Source organism: Azospirillum canadense (genome assembly GCF_025961225.1).
Lineage (GTDB): Bacteria > Pseudomonadota > Alphaproteobacteria > Azospirillales > Azospirillaceae > Azospirillum > Azospirillum canadense.
The window spans coordinates 1,924,074-1,940,000 of record NZ_JAOQNG010000010.1 but is presented as its reverse complement, the minus strand read 5'-3'; the positions used below and the strand labels follow the sequence as shown (position 1 = coordinate 1,940,000).

At 68.9% G+C, this 15,927-nt stretch carries 14 protein-coding genes; 7 read left to right on the top strand and 7 right to left on the bottom strand.

Translation table 11 applies throughout. The annotated features are described in order from the left end of the window. The first annotated feature begins 123 nt into the window (after positions 1-123). Positions 124-1,839 (top strand): monovalent cation:proton antiporter-2 (CPA2) family protein, encoded by a 1,716-nt coding sequence (locus tag M2351_RS44640; protein WP_264662361.1) that lies wholly within the window; start codon positions 124-126, stop codon positions 1,837-1,839. Between the two features lie 143 nt (positions 1,840-1,982). Here M2351_RS44640 and M2351_RS44635 read toward each other — a convergent pair whose 3' ends face one another. Then, positions 1,983-3,719, bottom strand: a complete 1,737-nt coding sequence (locus M2351_RS44635) for a hypothetical protein (RefSeq protein ID WP_264662360.1) — start codon at positions 3,717-3,719, stop codon at positions 1,983-1,985. A 241-nt stretch (positions 3,720-3,960) separates the two neighbouring features. Here M2351_RS44635 and M2351_RS44630 point away from each other — a divergent pair, with 241 nt between their 5' ends. Continuing rightward, positions 3,961-4,653 carry a uracil-DNA glycosylase gene (locus M2351_RS44630; RefSeq protein WP_264662359.1) on the top strand — a complete coding sequence of 231 codons (693 nt, stop codon included), beginning with the start codon at positions 3,961-3,963 and terminating at the stop codon, positions 4,651-4,653. 227 nt (positions 4,654-4,880) lie between these two features. After that, positions 4,881-5,825, top strand: a complete 945-nt coding sequence (locus M2351_RS44625) for an IS110 family RNA-guided transposase (RefSeq protein ID WP_264655227.1) — start codon at positions 4,881-4,883, stop codon at positions 5,823-5,825. Between the two features lie 274 nt (positions 5,826-6,099). On the opposite strand, the gene M2351_RS44620 is transcribed toward M2351_RS44625, so the two are convergent. The 4 genes from M2351_RS44620 to M2351_RS44605 all read right to left on the bottom strand — a co-directional run bounded on the left by M2351_RS44620 (position 6,100) and on the right by M2351_RS44605 (position 9,921). After that, entirely contained in the window at positions 6,100-7,140 is a 1,041-nt protein-coding gene (locus M2351_RS44620) for a sulfate/molybdate ABC transporter ATP-binding protein (RefSeq protein ID WP_264662358.1), read from the bottom strand. Positions 7,141-7,154: 14 nt separating this feature from the next. Then, entirely contained in the window at positions 7,155-8,012 is an 858-nt protein-coding gene (cysW, locus tag M2351_RS44615) for a sulfate ABC transporter permease subunit CysW (RefSeq protein ID WP_264662357.1), read from the bottom strand. Then, entirely contained in the window at positions 8,002-8,787 is a 786-nt protein-coding gene (gene cysT, locus M2351_RS44610) for a sulfate ABC transporter permease subunit CysT (protein WP_406567509.1), read from the bottom strand. The genes cysW and cysT overlap by 11 nt, the downstream gene beginning before the upstream one ends. A gap of 108 nt (positions 8,788-8,895) precedes the next feature. After that, on the bottom strand, positions 8,896-9,921 hold the full coding sequence (locus M2351_RS44605; protein ID WP_319801976.1) for a sulfate ABC transporter substrate-binding protein: 1,026 nt from the start codon (positions 9,919-9,921) through the stop codon (positions 8,896-8,898). Between the two features lie 321 nt (positions 9,922-10,242). Here M2351_RS44605 and M2351_RS44600 point away from each other — a divergent pair, with 321 nt between their 5' ends. Further along, complete coding sequence (locus M2351_RS44600) at positions 10,243-11,406, top strand: hypothetical protein (protein ID WP_264662356.1); 1,164 nt, start codon at positions 10,243-10,245, stop codon at positions 11,404-11,406. A gap of 95 nt (positions 11,407-11,501) precedes the next feature. On the opposite strand, the gene M2351_RS44595 is transcribed toward M2351_RS44600, so the two are convergent. Next, the gene (locus tag M2351_RS44595) at positions 11,502-11,954 is read right to left on the bottom strand and encodes an RrF2 family transcriptional regulator (RefSeq protein WP_209769937.1); all 453 of its coding nucleotides are present in this window, start codon (positions 11,952-11,954) and stop codon (positions 11,502-11,504) included. 159 nt (positions 11,955-12,113) lie between these two features. Here M2351_RS44595 and M2351_RS44590 point away from each other — a divergent pair, with 159 nt between their 5' ends. Continuing rightward, a complete protein-coding gene (locus M2351_RS44590; protein ID WP_264662355.1) occupies positions 12,114-12,746 on the top strand; it encodes an MBL fold metallo-hydrolase in 633 nt (210 codons plus the stop codon). A 57-nt stretch (positions 12,747-12,803) separates the two neighbouring features. On the opposite strand, the gene M2351_RS44585 is transcribed toward M2351_RS44590, so the two are convergent. Continuing rightward, positions 12,804-13,319 carry an OsmC family protein gene (locus M2351_RS44585; protein WP_264662354.1) on the bottom strand — a complete coding sequence of 172 codons (516 nt, stop codon included), beginning with the start codon at positions 13,317-13,319 and terminating at the stop codon, positions 12,804-12,806. A gap of 202 nt (positions 13,320-13,521) precedes the next feature. On the opposite strand from M2351_RS44585, the gene M2351_RS44580 reads away from it, so the two are divergent. Next, positions 13,522-14,613, top strand: coding sequence for a TRAP transporter substrate-binding protein (locus M2351_RS44580; protein WP_264662353.1), 1,092 nt, complete (start codon positions 13,522-13,524; stop codon positions 14,611-14,613). A gap of 280 nt (positions 14,614-14,893) precedes the next feature. After that, on the top strand, positions 14,894-15,904 hold the full coding sequence (nadA, locus tag M2351_RS44575) for a quinolinate synthase NadA (protein ID WP_264662352.1): 1,011 nt from the start codon (positions 14,894-14,896) through the stop codon (positions 15,902-15,904). The last annotated feature ends 23 nt before the right edge of the window (positions 15,905-15,927 follow it).

Here is a 15,927-nt window from a genome sequence, read left to right as displayed (position 1 = left end):
CGTCTTTTGTGAACATTGCATTCCGGGGTGCCGGTGCGCTTGCGGTGACCGGCGTTCCCGCCGCATACAGGGCGTGCCCCGACCGGAGCGAATGCTCCGCCCGCCACCCCACCGATTGCGGCCATGCACGACCCTCGCCTTCTTCTCGACATTCTGTTCCTTCTGTTGGCCGCGGTCGTGATCGTGCCGGTGTTCCAAAGGCTGCGCATCCCCGCGGTGCTGGGCTATCTGGTGGCGGGAGCCCTGCTGGGGCCACACACGCCGGGGCCGGTAGTCGACGTCGAGCTGCCGCAGGTCCTGTCCGAGTTCGGAGTGGTGTTCCTGCTTTTCGCCATCGGGCTGGAACTGCCGCTGTCCCGGTTGCGGGCGATGCGCCGCTACATCTTCGGGTTGGGGCTGATGCAGGTGCTGCTGACCAGCGCGGCCATCGGCGGCGCGGCATTGGCGCTGGGCCAGAGCGCGGCGGCCGCGCTGGTGATCGGCGGCATGTTGGCCTTTTCCTCCACCGCAACGGTGTTGAAGCTGCTGGTGGAGCGCGGGGAGACGGTGGCCCGCTTCGGCCGCATCTCCGTCGCCGTGCTGATTTTCCAGGATCTGGCGGTGGTGCCTCTGCTGGCCCTGCTGCCGCTGCTGGCCGGCGGCGACACCAGCATTCCGGAGGCGCTGGCGCTCGCCGCGGCGAAGGCGGTCGCGGCGGTGGGCGTGATCATGCTGCTGGGCCGGTTCGTGGTGCGCCCGGCCTACCAGTTCGTGGCGTCGGCCAAGAGCCCGGAGGTCTTCACCGCCGCCAACCTGTTCGTCGTCCTGGCGGTCGGCTGGCTGACCGCCGAGGCCGGCATGTCCATGGCGCTGGGCGCCTTCCTGGCGGGCATGCTGCTGGCCGACACCGCCTTCCGCCATCAGGTGGAGGCCGACATCGAGCCGTTCCGCGGCCTGCTACTCGGCCTGTTCTTCATGACGGTCGGCATGACGCTGGACCTGCCGGCCATGGTCGCGCGGGCCGACGACATCCTGGCGCTGACCGCCGCGCTGCTGGCCGGCAAGAGCGTCCTGCTGTTCGCGCTGTGCCGGCTGTCGGGGCTGGGGCTGGCCACCGCGCTGCGGGTCGGGCTGCTGCTGTCGCAGGGGGGCGAGTTCGCCTTCGTGCTGGTCGGCAAGGCCACGGGTTTGGCGGTTCTGGACGCCGAGACCGGCCTGCTGCTCTCCTCCTCTGTCGCGCTGAGCATGGCGGTGACGCCGCTGATCGGCTTGCTGGCTCACCGGCTCGCCCAGGCCATCGAGGCGCGGCTGGGCGCCGAGGCTTTCGGGATCGAGACCAACGACCTGAAGGGGCACGTGCTCATTGCCGGCTATGGGCGCGTCGGGCGGGCCATCGCGCGGCTGCTGATGGACCACAACATTCCCTTCGTCGCGCTTGACCTCGACCCGCAGCGCGTCGCCCGGGCACGGGCCGAAGGGCTGCCGGTCTATTACGGCGATTCGAGCCAGGTCGGCGTGCTGCGCGCCGCCGGCATCGAGCGGGCGCGGGCGGCGGTGATCACCGTCAACCGGCCGGAGATGGCGGAGCGCGCGCTGGACTCCATCCGCCGCACCGCCCGCAGCGTCACCATCGTCGCCCGCGCCCACGACCTGGAGCGCGGTGCCGCGCTGACGCGGGCCGGCGCCACCGCCGTGGTGCCGGAGACCATCGAGGCCAGCCTCCAGATGGCCAGCCTCGTGCTGCGCAGCGCGGGCGTGGAGGCCGAGGCCGTGGACCGCAGCCTGAAGGCCGTGCGCGACCGCGGCTACGCCGACCTTGCCAGGACCGCCAGCGACGACAGCCAGGACAACGCGGCCTGAGTCATACCGGCAAGCCAATGAATTGGTTTGCCGTATTGCGTTCAAACGCCACGCAGGCTTTTCCGCACCACGAGGTGCGGCGCCCAGTCGGGCGCTCCGCCGAGCCGATGAACGGAATAGGCCCGTTCATCGGCTCGGCGGCATCACTTTTTCACCTTCCACAGGTCGAAGACCGTGCCGCGGTAGCGCTCCTCCACCCCCGCCGGCGGCTTCAGGCCGAACTGGTGGAAGGTGTTGGAGAACATCAGCAGCACATAGTCGTACTTGTCCCGCCAGCCGAGATAATGCGCGCAGGGCTCCACATGGTCGCGCTGGGTGGCGAGTTCCGGGTGGTCGAGCAGGCGAACGTCGACCGGCACGCCCTCGTAGATCGCCATGCAGCGGTCGCGGAAGGGCTGGGTCACGGTCAGCGGCTGCTTGCCGGGGTGGCTGAACAGGGTCGGCACGAAGGCGCGCCGCTCGATGGTGATCAGCGACGGCAGGTGGATCAGGCTGGGCAGCGCCACCAGGGCGGACCGCCAGGGCGGCTGGGTCTGCACGAACTCCTTGGTGTTGCAGCAACCGGCCTGCTCGCCGGCCCAGACGAGCAGGACGTGGCTGCCCGGCTCGATCCGCTCCTCGGCCCGACGCAGGTCGGCCACGTCGTCCTGGTAGCCGTACCAGTTGGACAGCAACACGCCGGTGCGCAGGGTCAGCAGGCCGAGAAGGCCGACTGCGAAGACCGCCGCGGCGCGCGGGCTCCCGAAGCGGATGTCGGTGCCTGCGACCAGCAGGAAGGCCGCCAGGATCCAGAAGCGGATGGAGACGAAATAGGTGCCGAAGAACGGGTCGGGCACCACGAAGAAGCAGACGGCGAACAAAACTGCCGCCACCAGCATCGCCCGCGACGCCCGAAGCCGCCGCGTCAGCGCCGCGACGGCCACGCCGCCCACGACCAGCAGCAGCGTCACGGCGTCGAGCAGCGTGTTGTAGTTCAGCACCGGAGCCAGCATGTCGTTGATGCGGTAGCCCCACTGTTTCAACTCGGTCAGCTTCTTCAGGCGCCAGTAGATCTGCTTCAGCAGCAGGAGCGGCGACTGGTCCTGCGCGCCCACGGCGGCGGCGTCGGAGTGCAGAAGCTGCGTCCCGACCGTCACGGCGAACAGCAGGACCGGAAGGGCCAACAGCGCCGCGAAGCGCAGCGCGTCGCGCCCGACGTTGCCGACGGTGATCGGCTTGCGGCCGGGGCCGACATACTTGGTCGCCTCCACCGCGAAGAGGCACAGCGCGTAGGAGCCCAGCACGATGGCGTGGGAGAAGTACAGGAACAGGGCGAACACCGCCGCCACGGGGAGCTGCCAGCGGTTGCCCTCCAGCCGGAGCCACAGCGACAGGCCGATCAGCAGGAAGGCGATGCCGAGCGAGAAGCTCATGAAGCCGCCGATCAGCGTGGCGTTGTAGACGAACAGCGCCCCGCACAGCGGCCACAGGCTCCAGCGGCCGAACAGCGTCCGGTGCAGCATCAGCACGCCGACCATGGTCAGCACCGCGGCCAGTGCCACGTACAGCCGCCCGGCGACGTACAGCGGCAGGACGCTGGCCAGCGGCAGCATCACCGCTTCCATCAGCAGGTTCGGCACGGGAGTCAGCGACGCCGTGTAATGCTCCGCCAGGAACGGATCGCTGCGGAAATGCAGCAGAACGTCCACCCGCGCCAGATGGTTCGGGTAGTCCAGCATCGGCGGCATGTCCACCAGAAGCAGGGGCAGCACCAGCAGGACCAGGATGATGGCGAGCGGCAGCGCCATCGCCAGCGACTGTGTCGACAGGGATCCGGACGGGGCGCCCGCTCCAACCCTTGCCCCGATCCAGACTCCCTCGTGCCGGGGTGCCTGCGACATTCCGGGGTGCTCCATCCGCTTCTCCAGCTTTGGGTGCAATGCGGAAGGGACAACACGGTGTTGCCGCGGATCGTCAAAAAGCAATAGCGGTACAGTTCCGGCTTCGGAATTAGCCCCCGCTCCGGACGGGACCTGGGCTATGGTCGAAATGACTACACCCGGCGGGTGCCGCCCGCCGGTTTTCCCCACCCGATATGACGAGCGACCGGCCTCGCCGGACGAGCTTGGCCGGATGATCCCCATGGACAGCCTGGACCGTTTCCTGGACACCCTGCGCCGCCGGCCGGTCGGCCCCGGCGTGTTCCGCCCCTGGACCGACTGGACGCCGGGGGTGGACATCAGCCGCGATGCGCCGGACATCCGGCTCGCCAACCTTAGGGCCTATCTGGCGGCCCGGGTCGGTCGGGCGGATCTGGTGCTGGTCGCCGAGGCCGTGGGCTACCAGGGCGCCCGCTTCAGCGGCGTGCCGATGACCTGCGAACGCACGCTGCTCGGCGCCAAGCGGCAGGTGCCGCACGAGGCCGTGTTCGCCGGCCCGAAGCGCCGCACCAGCGCCGACACCATCGCCCGCAGCGCGGCGGAGCGCACGGGCGGCTTCTGCGAGCCGACGGCGACGATCGTGTGGACGACGCTGCTCGGCCTCGGCCGGCCCGCCGACCGCTTTGCCCTGTGGAACAGCTTCGCCTTCCACCCGCACCGGCCGGGGGAGCCGCTGACCAACCGCACCCCCACCGATCGCGAGGTGGCGGAGCAGGCGGACCTGCTGGACGCCTTCCTGGCGCTGTTCCCAGGCGCCCGCGTGATTGCCGTCGGGGAAACGGCGCGGCGACGCCTGGCCGAGCACGGGACGACTGTGCCCGCCGTGCGCCATCCGGCGAACGGCGGGGCCACGGCGTTCCGCGAAGGGGTGACGAGGATTGTTAAGGGGGTGTGATGGTGGGTATGTGAGGAGTGGTTGCGCTGGGCCCCCTCCCAACCTTGTATGTTGGAACAGCATTAGAGTGAAACCCGGCTGGCGCGCGGCCGCGCGCCAGCCGGGTTGACCGACCCCGTTACCAACCCGTCTTCAAAGCCGTGGGGGAGCTTGGGGCGGTCAACCTTCCTTGGAGACCGAACGGTTGCTTGGGGCGTGACCCCGCAGCACAAGGAAGGAGCGCAAGGATGACACACCTGATCCCGTCTGTCGGCCTCGATTGTGGCCGGGATTGGCTCGATGCCGCCCTGTTCCCCGGCCCGGCCCGCCTGCGCGTCGCCAACACCTCGGAGGGGCGGAGCGCGCTGGCGTCCTGGATCCGCGAGCGCGGTCTCGCCCGCGTCGGGGTCGAGGCCAGCGGCGGCTACGAGCGCCCGGTCCGCGACGACCTGGGCGCGGCCGGCTTGGCCGTTCACGTCCTCGATGCGGCCCGCGTGCGCCACTTTGCCAAGGCCAAGGGCCGGCGTGCCAAGTCGGACGCCATCGATGCTCCGCTGATCGCCGAGTTCACCGCTACCCTGATCGACGGCCCGCCCACGGCGCCCGACCACGGACGGGAGGCGTTGGCCGGCTTGCTGCGTCTGCGCCGGCGGTTGGTCGATCAGAGTGCCGATCTGCGCAAAGCGGCGGTCGGCCTGCCGAGGGAGGCCGAGGCCACCGTCGGCGGCGCGCTCGCGGCGTTGGACCAGGCGGTGGCCGCCGTGGAAGCGCTCATCACCCGGCGGGTGGCGGCCGACAGGGCGCTCGGAGAGCGCGTCGCCGCGCTTCAGAGCGCCCCGGGCATTGGGCCGGTGACGGCGACGACCCTGGCGGTTCGGCTGCCCGAATTGGGGGCACTGAGCGGCGCCAAAATCGCCGCGCTGGTGGGGGTGGCGCCCTATGCCGCCGACAGCGGCGAGCACCATGGCGAGCGCCACATCGCCGGCGGGCGCACCGATGTGCGCCGGGCGCTGTATATGGCGACGCTGACCAGCGCCGTCCGTGGCCGCGGCGTCCTGGCGCGGTTCTATGCTCGACTGATCGCCTGCGGCAAGAAGCCCAAGGTGGCGTTGGTCGCCTGCATGCGCAAACTGCTCGTCCGCCTCAACGCCATGCTCGCCCACCACCAAACTTGGCACGAGCAGACCGCCTAGAGGCCGACGGTCGGCGCTCGCCGCCGACCACATGCCCAGCCCAGCGAACCGGGGGCGCGGACCGGTCAAGGCCGCAGCCGCCCGCAGGGCGGGCGCGCGCCAGCGCGAGCCTTGACAGGGAGCACCCCCGGTTCACTCACCACCTCCCAGAAAACACGGTTGCTCCCCCCACTTCGCGGGGGGAGGGGCTTTGGTCGTAGAACGGCGGCAGTCCCCTCCCCCGTCGAAGATGGGGGAGGGTTAGGGTGGGGGCCCGGCGCCCGCACCTCCCCGCTCACCGCCGCGGGAACACCCGTGCGCGGTCGATGTGCACGGCGCAGCGGTCGCCGGGGCGCAGGCCGAGGAAGGACAGCCGCTCGCGGTCCATTTCCGCCTCCAGCGTCAGGCCGGCGAGGTCGACCTCCACCCGGGCGTCGGGGCCGACCACATGGATGCCCGACACCCGGCCGGGGCCGCCCGCGCTGGGGCTGAGGCCGAGGTCGTGCGGGCGGACGTAGGCGATGGCCTCGCCCTGCACCCCATTCTCCGTCGGAATCGCCAAGGCGCCGTTGGCGACGCGCGCCACACCGTCCGCCACTGTGCAGTCGAAGCGGTTCACCTGGCCCAGGAATTCGTAGACGAAGGCCGAAGCCGGGTGGTCGTAGACGTCGGCCGGGCTGCCCACCTGTTCGATGCGGCCCTGGCTCATCACCACGACGCGGTCGGCCAGCTCCAGCGCCTCCTCCTGGTCGTGGGTGACGAAGACGGAGGTGATGTGGATGTCGTCGTGCAGCTTGCGCAGCCAACGCCGCAGCTCCTTGCGGACCTTGGCGTCGAGCGCGCCGAACGGCTCGTCGAGCAGCAGCACCTTCGGCTCGATGGCCAGCGCGCGGGCCAGTGCCACGCGCTGCCTCTGGCCGCCCGAGAGCTGCGCCGGGTAGCGGTCGGCGAAATGGGCGAGCTGCACCAGTTCCAGCAGCTCCATGACGCGGCGCTTGATCTCCGACCGCCCGAAGCGCTGCGCCCGCGGGCGCACCTTCAAGCCGAAGGCGACGTTGTCGAACACCGTCATGTGGCGGAACAGGGCGTAGTGCTGGAAAACGAAGCCGACCTGCCGTTCCCGCGGGCTGAGGCCCAGCGCCTCCTCCCCGTGCAGCTGGAGGCTGCCGGAGTCGGCGCTTTCCAGCCCCGCCATGATGCGCAGCAGCGTCGTCTTGCCCGAACCGGAGGGGCCGAGCAGGGCCAGCAGCTCGCCCGAGCGGACCTCCAGGTCCACTTGGTCGAGCGCGCGGTAGTGGCCGAACTGCTTGGTGATGCCGGAGACTTGGATTGCCATGGCCTGACGTCGCCTCAATGCCGGGTCGCGGCCAGCTCGGCCCCGAAGCGCCATTCCAGGGCCGTCTTCGCCACCAGCGTGACGAGGGCGAGCATGGCCAGCACCGAGGCCACCGAGAAGGCGGCGACGAAGTTGTATTCGTTGTAGAGAATCTCGACGTGCAGCGGCATCGTGTTGGTTTCGCCCCGGATGTGGCCGGAAACGACCGACACGGCCCCGAACTCGCCCATCGCGCGGGCGTTGCACAGCAGGACGCCGTACATCAGGCCCCACTTGATGTTGGGCAGCGTCACCCGCCAGAAGGTCTGCCAGCCGCTGGCGCCCAGCACCAGCGCGGCCTCCTCCTCCTCCGTTCCCTGCTCCTGCATCAGGGGGATCAGCTCGCGCGCGACGAAGGGGAAGGTGACGAAGATCGTGGCGAGCACGAGGCCCGGCACCGCGAAGATGATCTGGATGCCTTGCGACTTCAGGAAGGGCCCCACCACCCCGTGCAGGCCGAACAGCAGCACGTAGATGATGCCGGAGATGACCGGCGAGACGGAGAAGGGCAGGTCGATCAGCGTGATCAGCAGGCCCTTGCCGCGGAAGTCGAACTTGGAGATGCACCAGGACGCGGCGACGCCGAACACCAGGTTCAGCGGCACGGCGATGGCCGCGACGATCAGCGTCAGGTGGATCGCCGACAACGCGTCGGGCTCGATCAACGCGTCCCAATAGGCGCCGACGCCGCGCCGGAACGCCTCCACGAAGACGGACACCAGCGGCAGCACCAGGAACAGCAGAAGGAAGGCCAACGCCGACAGGATCAGCAGCCCGCGCACCCAACTGCGGTCGTCCAGCGCCGGACGCTGTCCGCTTGTCTTAGCGAGCATGGCGCGACCTCATCCAGGCTTGCAGGAGGTTCAAGATCAGCAGCAGCAGGAAGGACGCCGCCAGCATCAGCGTCGCCACGGCGGCGGCGCCGGCGTAGTCGTACTGCTCCAGCTTGATCACGATCAGCAGGGGCACGATCTCCGACACGCCGGGCATGTTTCCGGCGATGAAGATGACCGACCCGTATTCGCCGACCCCGCGGGCGAAGGCCAGCGCGAAGCCGGTCAGCAGGGCCGGGAACAGCGACGGGAAGACGACTCGGCGGAAGCTCTGCCAGCGTGTGGCGCCCAACGAGGCGGCGGCCTCCTCCTCCTCCGGCGGCAGGTCCTGCAGGATCGGCTGCACCGTCCGCACTACGAAGGGCAGGCCGATGAAGGTCAGCGCGATCGCGATGCCCAGCGGGGTGAAGGCGACCTTCAGCCCGAACCAGTCCATCAGCAGCTGGCCGATCCAGCCGTTCGGCGCGTACAGCGCGCTGAGCGCGATGCCGGCCACCGCGGTGGGCAGGGCGAAGGGCAGGTCGACCAGCGCGTCCACGATCTTGGCGCCGGGGAAGCGGTAGCGGACCAGCACCCAGGCGACGACGAAGCCGAACACCGCGTTGATCGCGGCGGCCAGCAGCGACAGCCCGAAGCTGATCTCGAAGGCGGCCAGGACGCGCGGGGTCAGGACCGCGTTCCAGAATCCGGCCCAGCCGAGCCCGGCGGCCTTCACCGCCAGCGCGGCCAGCGGCAGAAGCACGATCAGCCCCAGATAGGCCAGGGTGAAGCCCATCGTCAGGCCGAATCCGGGAATGACGCTGGGTTTCTTCAGGACGCTCAACACCGTGCCCCCCGATGAGGGGAGCGCGGCGTCGTCGGTGGAGGAAGCCGCGACCACGGATCAGCGGCCCTTCTGATAGATCTGGTCGAAGACGCCGCCATCCGCGAAGTGAGTCTCCTGGGCCTTGCGCCAGCCGCCGAAGGACTGGTCGATGGTCACCAGCTTAACATTGGCGAAGCGGTCCGCATACCGGGTTGCCAGTTCCTTCAGGCGAGGGCGATAGAAGTTCTTCGCCGCAATTTCCTGCCCTTCCGGGCTGTAGAGGAACTGGAGATACGCCTCGGCGAGCTTCCGCGTGCCCTTGCGGTCGACCACGCTGTCGACCACCGCGACCGACGGTTCGGCCAGGATCGACAGGGACGGCACGACGATCTCGAACTTGTCGGCGCCGAACTCCTGCAAGGACAGATAGGCCTCGTTTTCCCAGGCGAGCAGGACGTCGCCGATGCCGCGCTGGGTGAAGGTCACCGTGGCGCCGCGGGCGCCGCTGTCCAGCACCGGCACGTTCTTGAACAGGTCGCCCACGAAGGCCTTGGCCTTGCCCTCGTCGTTGTTGTTCTGCGCCAGCGCGTAGGCCCAGGCGCCCAGGTAGTTCCAGCGGGCGCCGCCGGACGTCTTCGGGTTTGGCGTGACCACCGCCACGCCCGGCTTCACCAGGTCGTTCCAGTCCTTGATCTGCTTGGGGTTGCCCTTGCGCACCAGGAACACGATGGTCGAGGTGTAGGGGGCGCTGTTGTCCGGCAGGCGCGCCATCCAGTCCTTCGGCAGAAGCCCGGCGTCGGCGATGGCGTCGATGTCGTAGGCGAGCGCCAGCGTGACCACGTCGGCGTCCAGCCCGTCGATGACCGAGCGCGCCTGCTTGCCCGAGCCGCCGTGCGACTGCTTGATGGTGATCTTGCCGCCGCCGTCCTTCTGCCATTTCTGGGCGAAGGCCTTGTTGATCTCGACGTAGAATTCGCGCGTCGGATCATAGGAGACGTTCAGCAGCGTGTTCTGCGCCTTGGCGGCGGTCGCACCCAGGGTCATGCCCAGGACGGCGAAGAGAGCGCCCGCGGCCAGGACGGACAGGCGGTGACGGAACGGCATGACGCACTCCCTCTGTTGAACCGGACCGGCTGTTGGAAACCGGCGTGTGGCGGACGACGGAGGCGCCCTCATACCACAGTATTTACCTGCAAACTCTGTGTTATATTTTCTATATCTCCCGTAGAGTTTGCCAAAACAGGCGAGACGGCGCAAAGCCATTTTTTGCCACGCCGCGCGCAAGGCAAGCCGATTTCACACAAGCCCCCGTTCGCGCAGCCTGATCTTGGCAGACCGATCTTGGCAGACCGATCTTATTGGTAGCGAAGCCTCGCTTCGGTATCATGCAAGGAGCCTGCCCCGCCCTCGCCGATGCCGACCATCATGACGCCGACAGCCCTCTCCCCCGCTTTCCTGACCGCCCTGCTGGAGGCCGAACGCGCGCTCGGCCGCTTGGCGGAGGTGGTGGAGGAACCGGTGCGCCGACGCCGGCTGTGGGCCGACGCGGCGCGGCGGGAAGCCTGCGCCGCGGCGCGCCTCGACGGCGTGGCGGTGGATGCGACCGAATTTCTGGTGGCGACCGTCAACACCGACCTCGTCCCCACCGCCGGACGCGGTGCGGCCCAATCAGTCCGCGCCCTGTGGCAGGGCGCCCTGTTCACCCAGGGCGTCATCACGGCACCCGCCGCCTATGACCAGAACACGGCCCGCCCTGCCCCCGCCGCGGGTGCCGTGGCCGACGCGTGGCGGGCGGTGGCGGAACTGGAGGCCAGCCTGGCCGACCCCGGGAGCCTCGATCGCCTTGGCCTGGACGACGAAGACGGCGACTCGGACGATGGAGAGGTGCCGCCGCGCGCCGAGGCGCCGCAGCCCTGGACGCTGCGCTGGGTGGAGGCGCTGTGGCGCTGCCTTCAGGCGGAGGTGTCCGGGCGCGACCCCGGCCGGCTGGTCCTGTCGCCGGAGCGCGAAGATGACGCCGCCACGCTGCTCCAGCGGCTCGACGTAGCCGGCCAGCAGCCGGGAATGCTCGGCGCGGTCGGCACGCTGGCCGACCTGCTCCGCCCCGCGCCGGACCTGCGCATCCCGACCTGGGCCGTGCCCGCGGCGCGGCTGATGGGCGCCCTTGCGGTGGCGCGGACCTGCCGGGCGCCGCATGTCTGGCTGCCGATGTCGGTCGCCTTGCAGACCGAGCGGACCGCCGCCGGGATCGCCGCGCGCGGGCGCGACGAGGCCTGGCGCCTGTGGCTGACCGACGCGGTCGCGGAAACCGCGCGGCGCGAGCGGCGGCGCGCCCTGGCGCTGGACCAGACGGCGGAGGGCTGGCGGCGGCGGGTCGGGTCGAAGCGCCGCAACTCCCGCCTGCCGGACGTGCTGGACTTCCTGTTCGAGGAACCGGCCTTCACCGTCCGCCGCGTGCAGAAACGCCTGGGCAGCACCTTCCGCGGCGCGCAGCTTCTGGTGGACGAGTTGCTGGAAGCCGGCATCGTGCGGGAGGCGACGAACCGCGCGCTCGACCGCGTCTTCGTGGCGACGGACCTGATGCCGTGAGGGGATGATGTCGGGTTGCGCTTCGCTCCACCCGACCTACGAGGTTCGCGCCGTAGGTTGGGTGCAGCCGCAGGCGTAACCCAACACCACGCCCGTCAAATGTCGAAGTTGACCGGCAACCCGCCGGTGGCCTGCCGATGGCGCAGCGCGTCGGCGAGCGACTGGTTGTCGAGCACGTTCGCGGTGGCGTCGCGGACCTGCACCATCAGCCAGCGCACCGAGCAGGTGGCGGGATCGATGCAGTCATCGCAGGGCCGGAAGGAGTTCTTGCTGGCGCAGGGGATCGGCGCCAGATGCCCGTCGATCAGGCGGATCACCTCGCCGAAGGAAATCTCCGCCGCCGGACGTGCCAGCCGGTAGCCGCCGCTCTTGCCCCGCTTGGCGAACAGCAGCCCGTGCTTGCGCAGTTCGACCAGGATGGCTTCCAGGAACTTGCGCGGGATGTTCTCCCGCTCTGCGATCTCCGCGATCAGGACCAACTCATCGTCGGTCCGTTCGGCGAGCATGATCAGCGCGCGCAGGGCGTATTTGGCTTTTTGCGACAGCATTCGGTCCGGATCCGCTCCTGGCGGCGGCATGGAAAGGAAAATGGAGAAGCCTTACCCCATATAGCCGCGCCGTACGGGAAATGGTACCGGATCTTGCCCCGCCCAACGTCGCCGCGTAAGGTCCAGCCCGATTTATCACCGATTCGCGAAGGACGCGGCATGCAGACCATCATTGTCCCGGTCACTCCGTTCCAGCAGAACTGCACGGTGCTCTGGTGCCCCGAAACGATGAAGGGTGCGGCCGTCGATCCGGGCGGGGAGATCGAGCGCGTCCTGCGCGCCGCCGAATCGAAGGGCGTGACGTTGGAGAAGATCCTGGTCACGCACGGCCACATCGACCATGCCGGCGGTGTCGCCGACCTCGCCGACCAGCTGAAGCTGCCCATCGAGGGGCCGCACCCGGAGGACAAGTTCTGGATCGACGGCATGCCGATGCAAAGCCAGATGTTCGGCTTCCCGCCGGTCCGCGCCTTCACCCCCGACCGCTGGCTGGACGAGGGTGACACGGTGACCGTCGGCAACCTGACGCTGGACGTCCACCACTGCCCGGGCCACACGCCGGGCCACGTTGTGTTCGTGCACAAGCCCAGCAAGCTCGCCATCGTCGGCGACGTGCTGTTCCAGGGCTCCATCGGCCGCACCGACTTCCCCAAGGGCAACCACGGCGACCTGATCCAGTCGATCCGCACCAAGCTGTTCCCGCTGGGCGACGACGTCGCCTTCATCCCCGGCCACGGCCCGATGTCCACCATCGGGGAGGAGCGGCTCTACAACCCCTTCCTGAACGACTGATTGGCGACCGGCCCCGCCAACCGCGCCGGGGCCGGAAGCCGGATCACCTGGCCCGAGTCACCCGGCCGAGGTCTCGATCGCCAGCGCCAGCGGCGGCGGGTTGGCCAGCGTCTGGTAGACGACGCAGTAGCGCTCCGTCAGCTTGGTCAGGGTGGCGATGCGCTCGGCGGGCTCATCGGTGTCCAGGTCGAAGCGCAGGCGGATGGACCGGAAGCCGACCGGCGCGTCCTTCGCCACGCCCAGCGTGCCGCGAAAGTCGAGATCCCCTTCCGCCGACACGGTGCCGCCGCGAAGCTTGAACTCCAGCGCCGTGGCGACCGCCTTCAGCGTCACGCCGGCGCAGGCGACCAAGGCCTCCAGCAGCATGTCGCCGGAACAGGCCTGGGTGCCCGGCCCGCCGGTCGCCGGGTGCAGGCCGGCCTCCACCAGCGCGCGGCCGGTGTCCACCTTGCAGGCAATGCCGCTGTCGTCCAGCGCCCCCTTGGCCTTCAGGGTGACGACCGCCGCGTCCGGCGATTCCTTGTACTTGTCCTTCAGCGGCGCCTGAAGCGCCCGCAGGTCCTGCGCGTCCATGCCCGTGCGTTTCCCTTCTTTGATGGTTTGATTGTGGGCGGGGCGGATGATGGCTTGCGCGCAAGATCAAGACAATGCTGCTTTAGACGGCGCATTCGGGGGCGCACGGCGGCCTTGCATCCTCGCGGGTGGCGGTCGGCGACATTTTCGGCTAAACCCCGCGCCATAAACAGAATGAAAAGGGACGGGAGTCACCCCTGCCATGAAACGTCGTGCCTTTCTGACCAGCGCGGGCGTCGGCCTTGCCGCCACTTCCGTCGCGGCCCCGGCCATCGCGCAGAGCCAGCCGGAGATCAAGTGGCGCCTGGCGTCGAGCTACCCGAAGAGCCTGGACACCATCTATGGCGCGGTGGAGCTGATCGCGCGGCGCGTCGCCGCCGCGACCGACAACAAGTTCCAGATCCGCACCTTCGCGGCCGGCGAGATCGTCCCAGCGCTCCAGGTCCTGGACGCCGTGCAGAACGGCACCGTCGAGTGCGGCCAGTCGGCGGCCTATTTCTACATCGGCAAGGACCCGACTTTCTGCTTCGACACGGCCATGCCCTTCGGCCTGAACACGCGCCAGCACATCGCCTGGATGATGCACGGCGGCGGGCTTGAGCTGATGCGGGAGCTGTTCAAGGAACACAACATTTACAACATCCCGGCCGGCAACACGTCCGCCCAGATGGGCGGCTGGTTCCGCAAGGAGATCAAGACCACCGAGGATCTGAGCGGCCTGAAGATGCGCGTCGGCGGCTTGGCCGGCACGATCATGGGCAAGCTGGGCCTCGTCCCGCAGCAGCTGGGCGGCGGCGACATCTACCCGGCGCTGGAGCGCGGCACCATCGACGCGGCGGAGTTCGTCGGCCCCTACGACGACGAGAAGCTGGGCTTCCACAAGGTCGCCAAATACTACTATGCCCCCGGCTGGTGGGAGGGCTCCGCCCAGATCCCGCTGATGATCAACATCACGGCGTGGGAGCAGCTGCCGGCCTCCTACAAGGTTATCCTGGAGCAGGCCTGCTGGGAGGCCAACGCCTGGATGATCGCCAAGTACGACACGGTCAACGCGGCGGCTCTGAAGCGCCTTGTCGCCAGCGGCGTGCAGCTGCGCGCCTTCCCGCGCGAGGTCATGCAGGCCTGCGAGAAGATCGCCTACGAGCTGTACGACGAGCTGTCGGCCAAGAACCCGCGCTTCAAGAAGGTCTACGACGCCTGGAAGCCCTTCTGCGAGGAAGAGCGCCTGTGGTTCCGCGTCGCCGAGAACTCCTTCGACGCCTACATCTACGCGCAGTCGGCGCAGCGAAAGTAATCGGGGCGACTCACCACAGAGGCACGGAGACACAGAGAGGATCGCAGGTTGGGTGAAGCGTCAGCGTAACCCAACAGTGCTTGCGATGCGTGGGTGTTGGGTTGCGCTGACGCTCCACCCAACCTACGAAATTCTTTCTCCGTGCCTCTGTGTCTCTGTGGTGAAAGCCATCCAGAAAAGGGCGCCTCCCGCCCAGGGTAGCGCCCCGCATTTTCCCTCTTGATATGCTCAGTTCGAGCATTTATGGTTTTGCTCATACGGAGCATTAAGGGGATGCGTCATGCCCGCCACCAGCGCTCTCGCCTACACCGCCGACATCGCCGAGGCCACGCGGCCGATCTACGAGCGCGTGAAGCGCGTGATCCCCGCCGTCGAATGGCCGTTCCACGCGCCGCTGGTCCATGAGATCAACCGCCTGAAGCGCGAGCGGAACGCCGTCATCCTGGCCCACAACTACCAGACGCCGGAGATCTTCCACGGTGTGGCCGACATCGTCGGCGACAGTCTGGCGCTGGCCGCCAAGGCCACGCAGACCGACGCGGACGTCATCGTGCTGGCCGGCGTGCATTTCATGGCGGAGACGGCGAAGCTGCTGAACCCGGCCAAGACCGTGCTGATCCCCGACACCGGCGCCGGCTGCTCGCTCGCCGAATCGATCACCGCCGCCGACGTCCGCCTGCTGCGCGAGCGCTACCCGGGCGTGCCGGTGGTCGCCTACGTCAACACCTCCGCCGAGGTGAAGGCGGAGGTGGACATCTGCTGCACCTCCGGCAACGCGGTGGAGGTGGTGGAGTCGCTGGGCGCGCCGCGCGTCATCATGCTGCCCGACGAGTATCTGGCGAAGTACGTCGCCACCCAGACCAGCGTCGAGATCATCGCCTGGAAGGGCCATTGCGAGGTGCACGAGCGCTTCACCGGCGACGAGATCCGGGAGTTCCGTGGCCGCTTCGACGAGCTGGTCGTGATCGCCCACCCGGAATGCCCGCCGGACGTTCTGGAGGCCGCGGATTTCGTGGGGTCGACCGCACGCATGGTCGATTTCGTCGCCGACCGCCGGCCGCCCCGCGTGCTGATGGTCACAGAATGCTCCATGAGCGACAACGTCGCCGCCGCCTCGCCGGACACCGAGTTCGTGCGGCCCTGCAACCTGTGCCCGCACATGAAGAAGATCACGCTGGCGAACATCCTCGACAGCTTGCGCACGCTGGAACCGCAGGTGTCCATCGACGCCGCCATCGCCGAACGGGCGCGCCGCTCCGTCGAGCGGATGCTCGCCGTAAAGCCGCGCTGATCGCCACATCCCAAGGGAGGCCG

Bases quoted from the DNA above. Each gene is read 5' to 3' on its own strand.
- M2351_RS44620 (WP_264662358.1), bottom strand. From the start codon at position 7,140: ATGGCAATCCAAGTCTCCGGCATCACCAAGCAGTTCGGCCACTACCGC.
- M2351_RS44635 (WP_264662360.1), bottom strand. From the start codon at position 3,719: ATGTCGCAGGCACCCCGGCACGAGGGAGTCTGGATCGGGGCAAGGGTT.
- M2351_RS44580 (WP_264662353.1), top strand. From the start codon at position 13,522: ATGAAACGTCGTGCCTTTCTGACCAGCGCGGGCGTCGGCCTTGCCGCC.
- M2351_RS44605 (WP_319801976.1), bottom strand. From the start codon at position 9,921: ATGCCGTTCCGTCACCGCCTGTCCGTCCTGGCCGCGGGCGCTCTCTTC.
- M2351_RS44625 (WP_264655227.1), top strand. From the start codon at position 4,881: ATGACACACCTGATCCCGTCTGTCGGCCTCGATTGTGGCCGGGATTGG.
- M2351_RS44630 (WP_264662359.1), top strand. From the start codon at position 3,961: ATGGACAGCCTGGACCGTTTCCTGGACACCCTGCGCCGCCGGCCGGTC.
- cysT (WP_406567509.1), bottom strand. From the start codon at position 8,787: ATGGGCTTCACCCTGGCCTATCTGGGGCTGATCGTGCTTCTGCCGCTG.
- cysW (WP_264662357.1), bottom strand. From the start codon at position 8,012: ATGCTCGCTAAGACAAGCGGACAGCGTCCGGCGCTGGACGACCGCAGT.
- M2351_RS44585 (WP_264662354.1), bottom strand. From the start codon at position 13,319: ATGGACGCGCAGGACCTGCGGGCGCTTCAGGCGCCGCTGAAGGACAAG.
- M2351_RS44595 (WP_209769937.1), bottom strand. From the start codon at position 11,954: ATGCTGTCGCAAAAAGCCAAATACGCCCTGCGCGCGCTGATCATGCTC.
- M2351_RS44640 (WP_264662361.1), top strand. From the start codon at position 124: ATGCACGACCCTCGCCTTCTTCTCGACATTCTGTTCCTTCTGTTGGCC.
- M2351_RS44590 (WP_264662355.1), top strand. From the start codon at position 12,114: ATGCAGACCATCATTGTCCCGGTCACTCCGTTCCAGCAGAACTGCACG.
- nadA (WP_264662352.1), top strand. From the start codon at position 14,894: ATGCCCGCCACCAGCGCTCTCGCCTACACCGCCGACATCGCCGAGGCC.
- M2351_RS44600 (WP_264662356.1), top strand. From the start codon at position 10,243: ATGACGCCGACAGCCCTCTCCCCCGCTTTCCTGACCGCCCTGCTGGAG.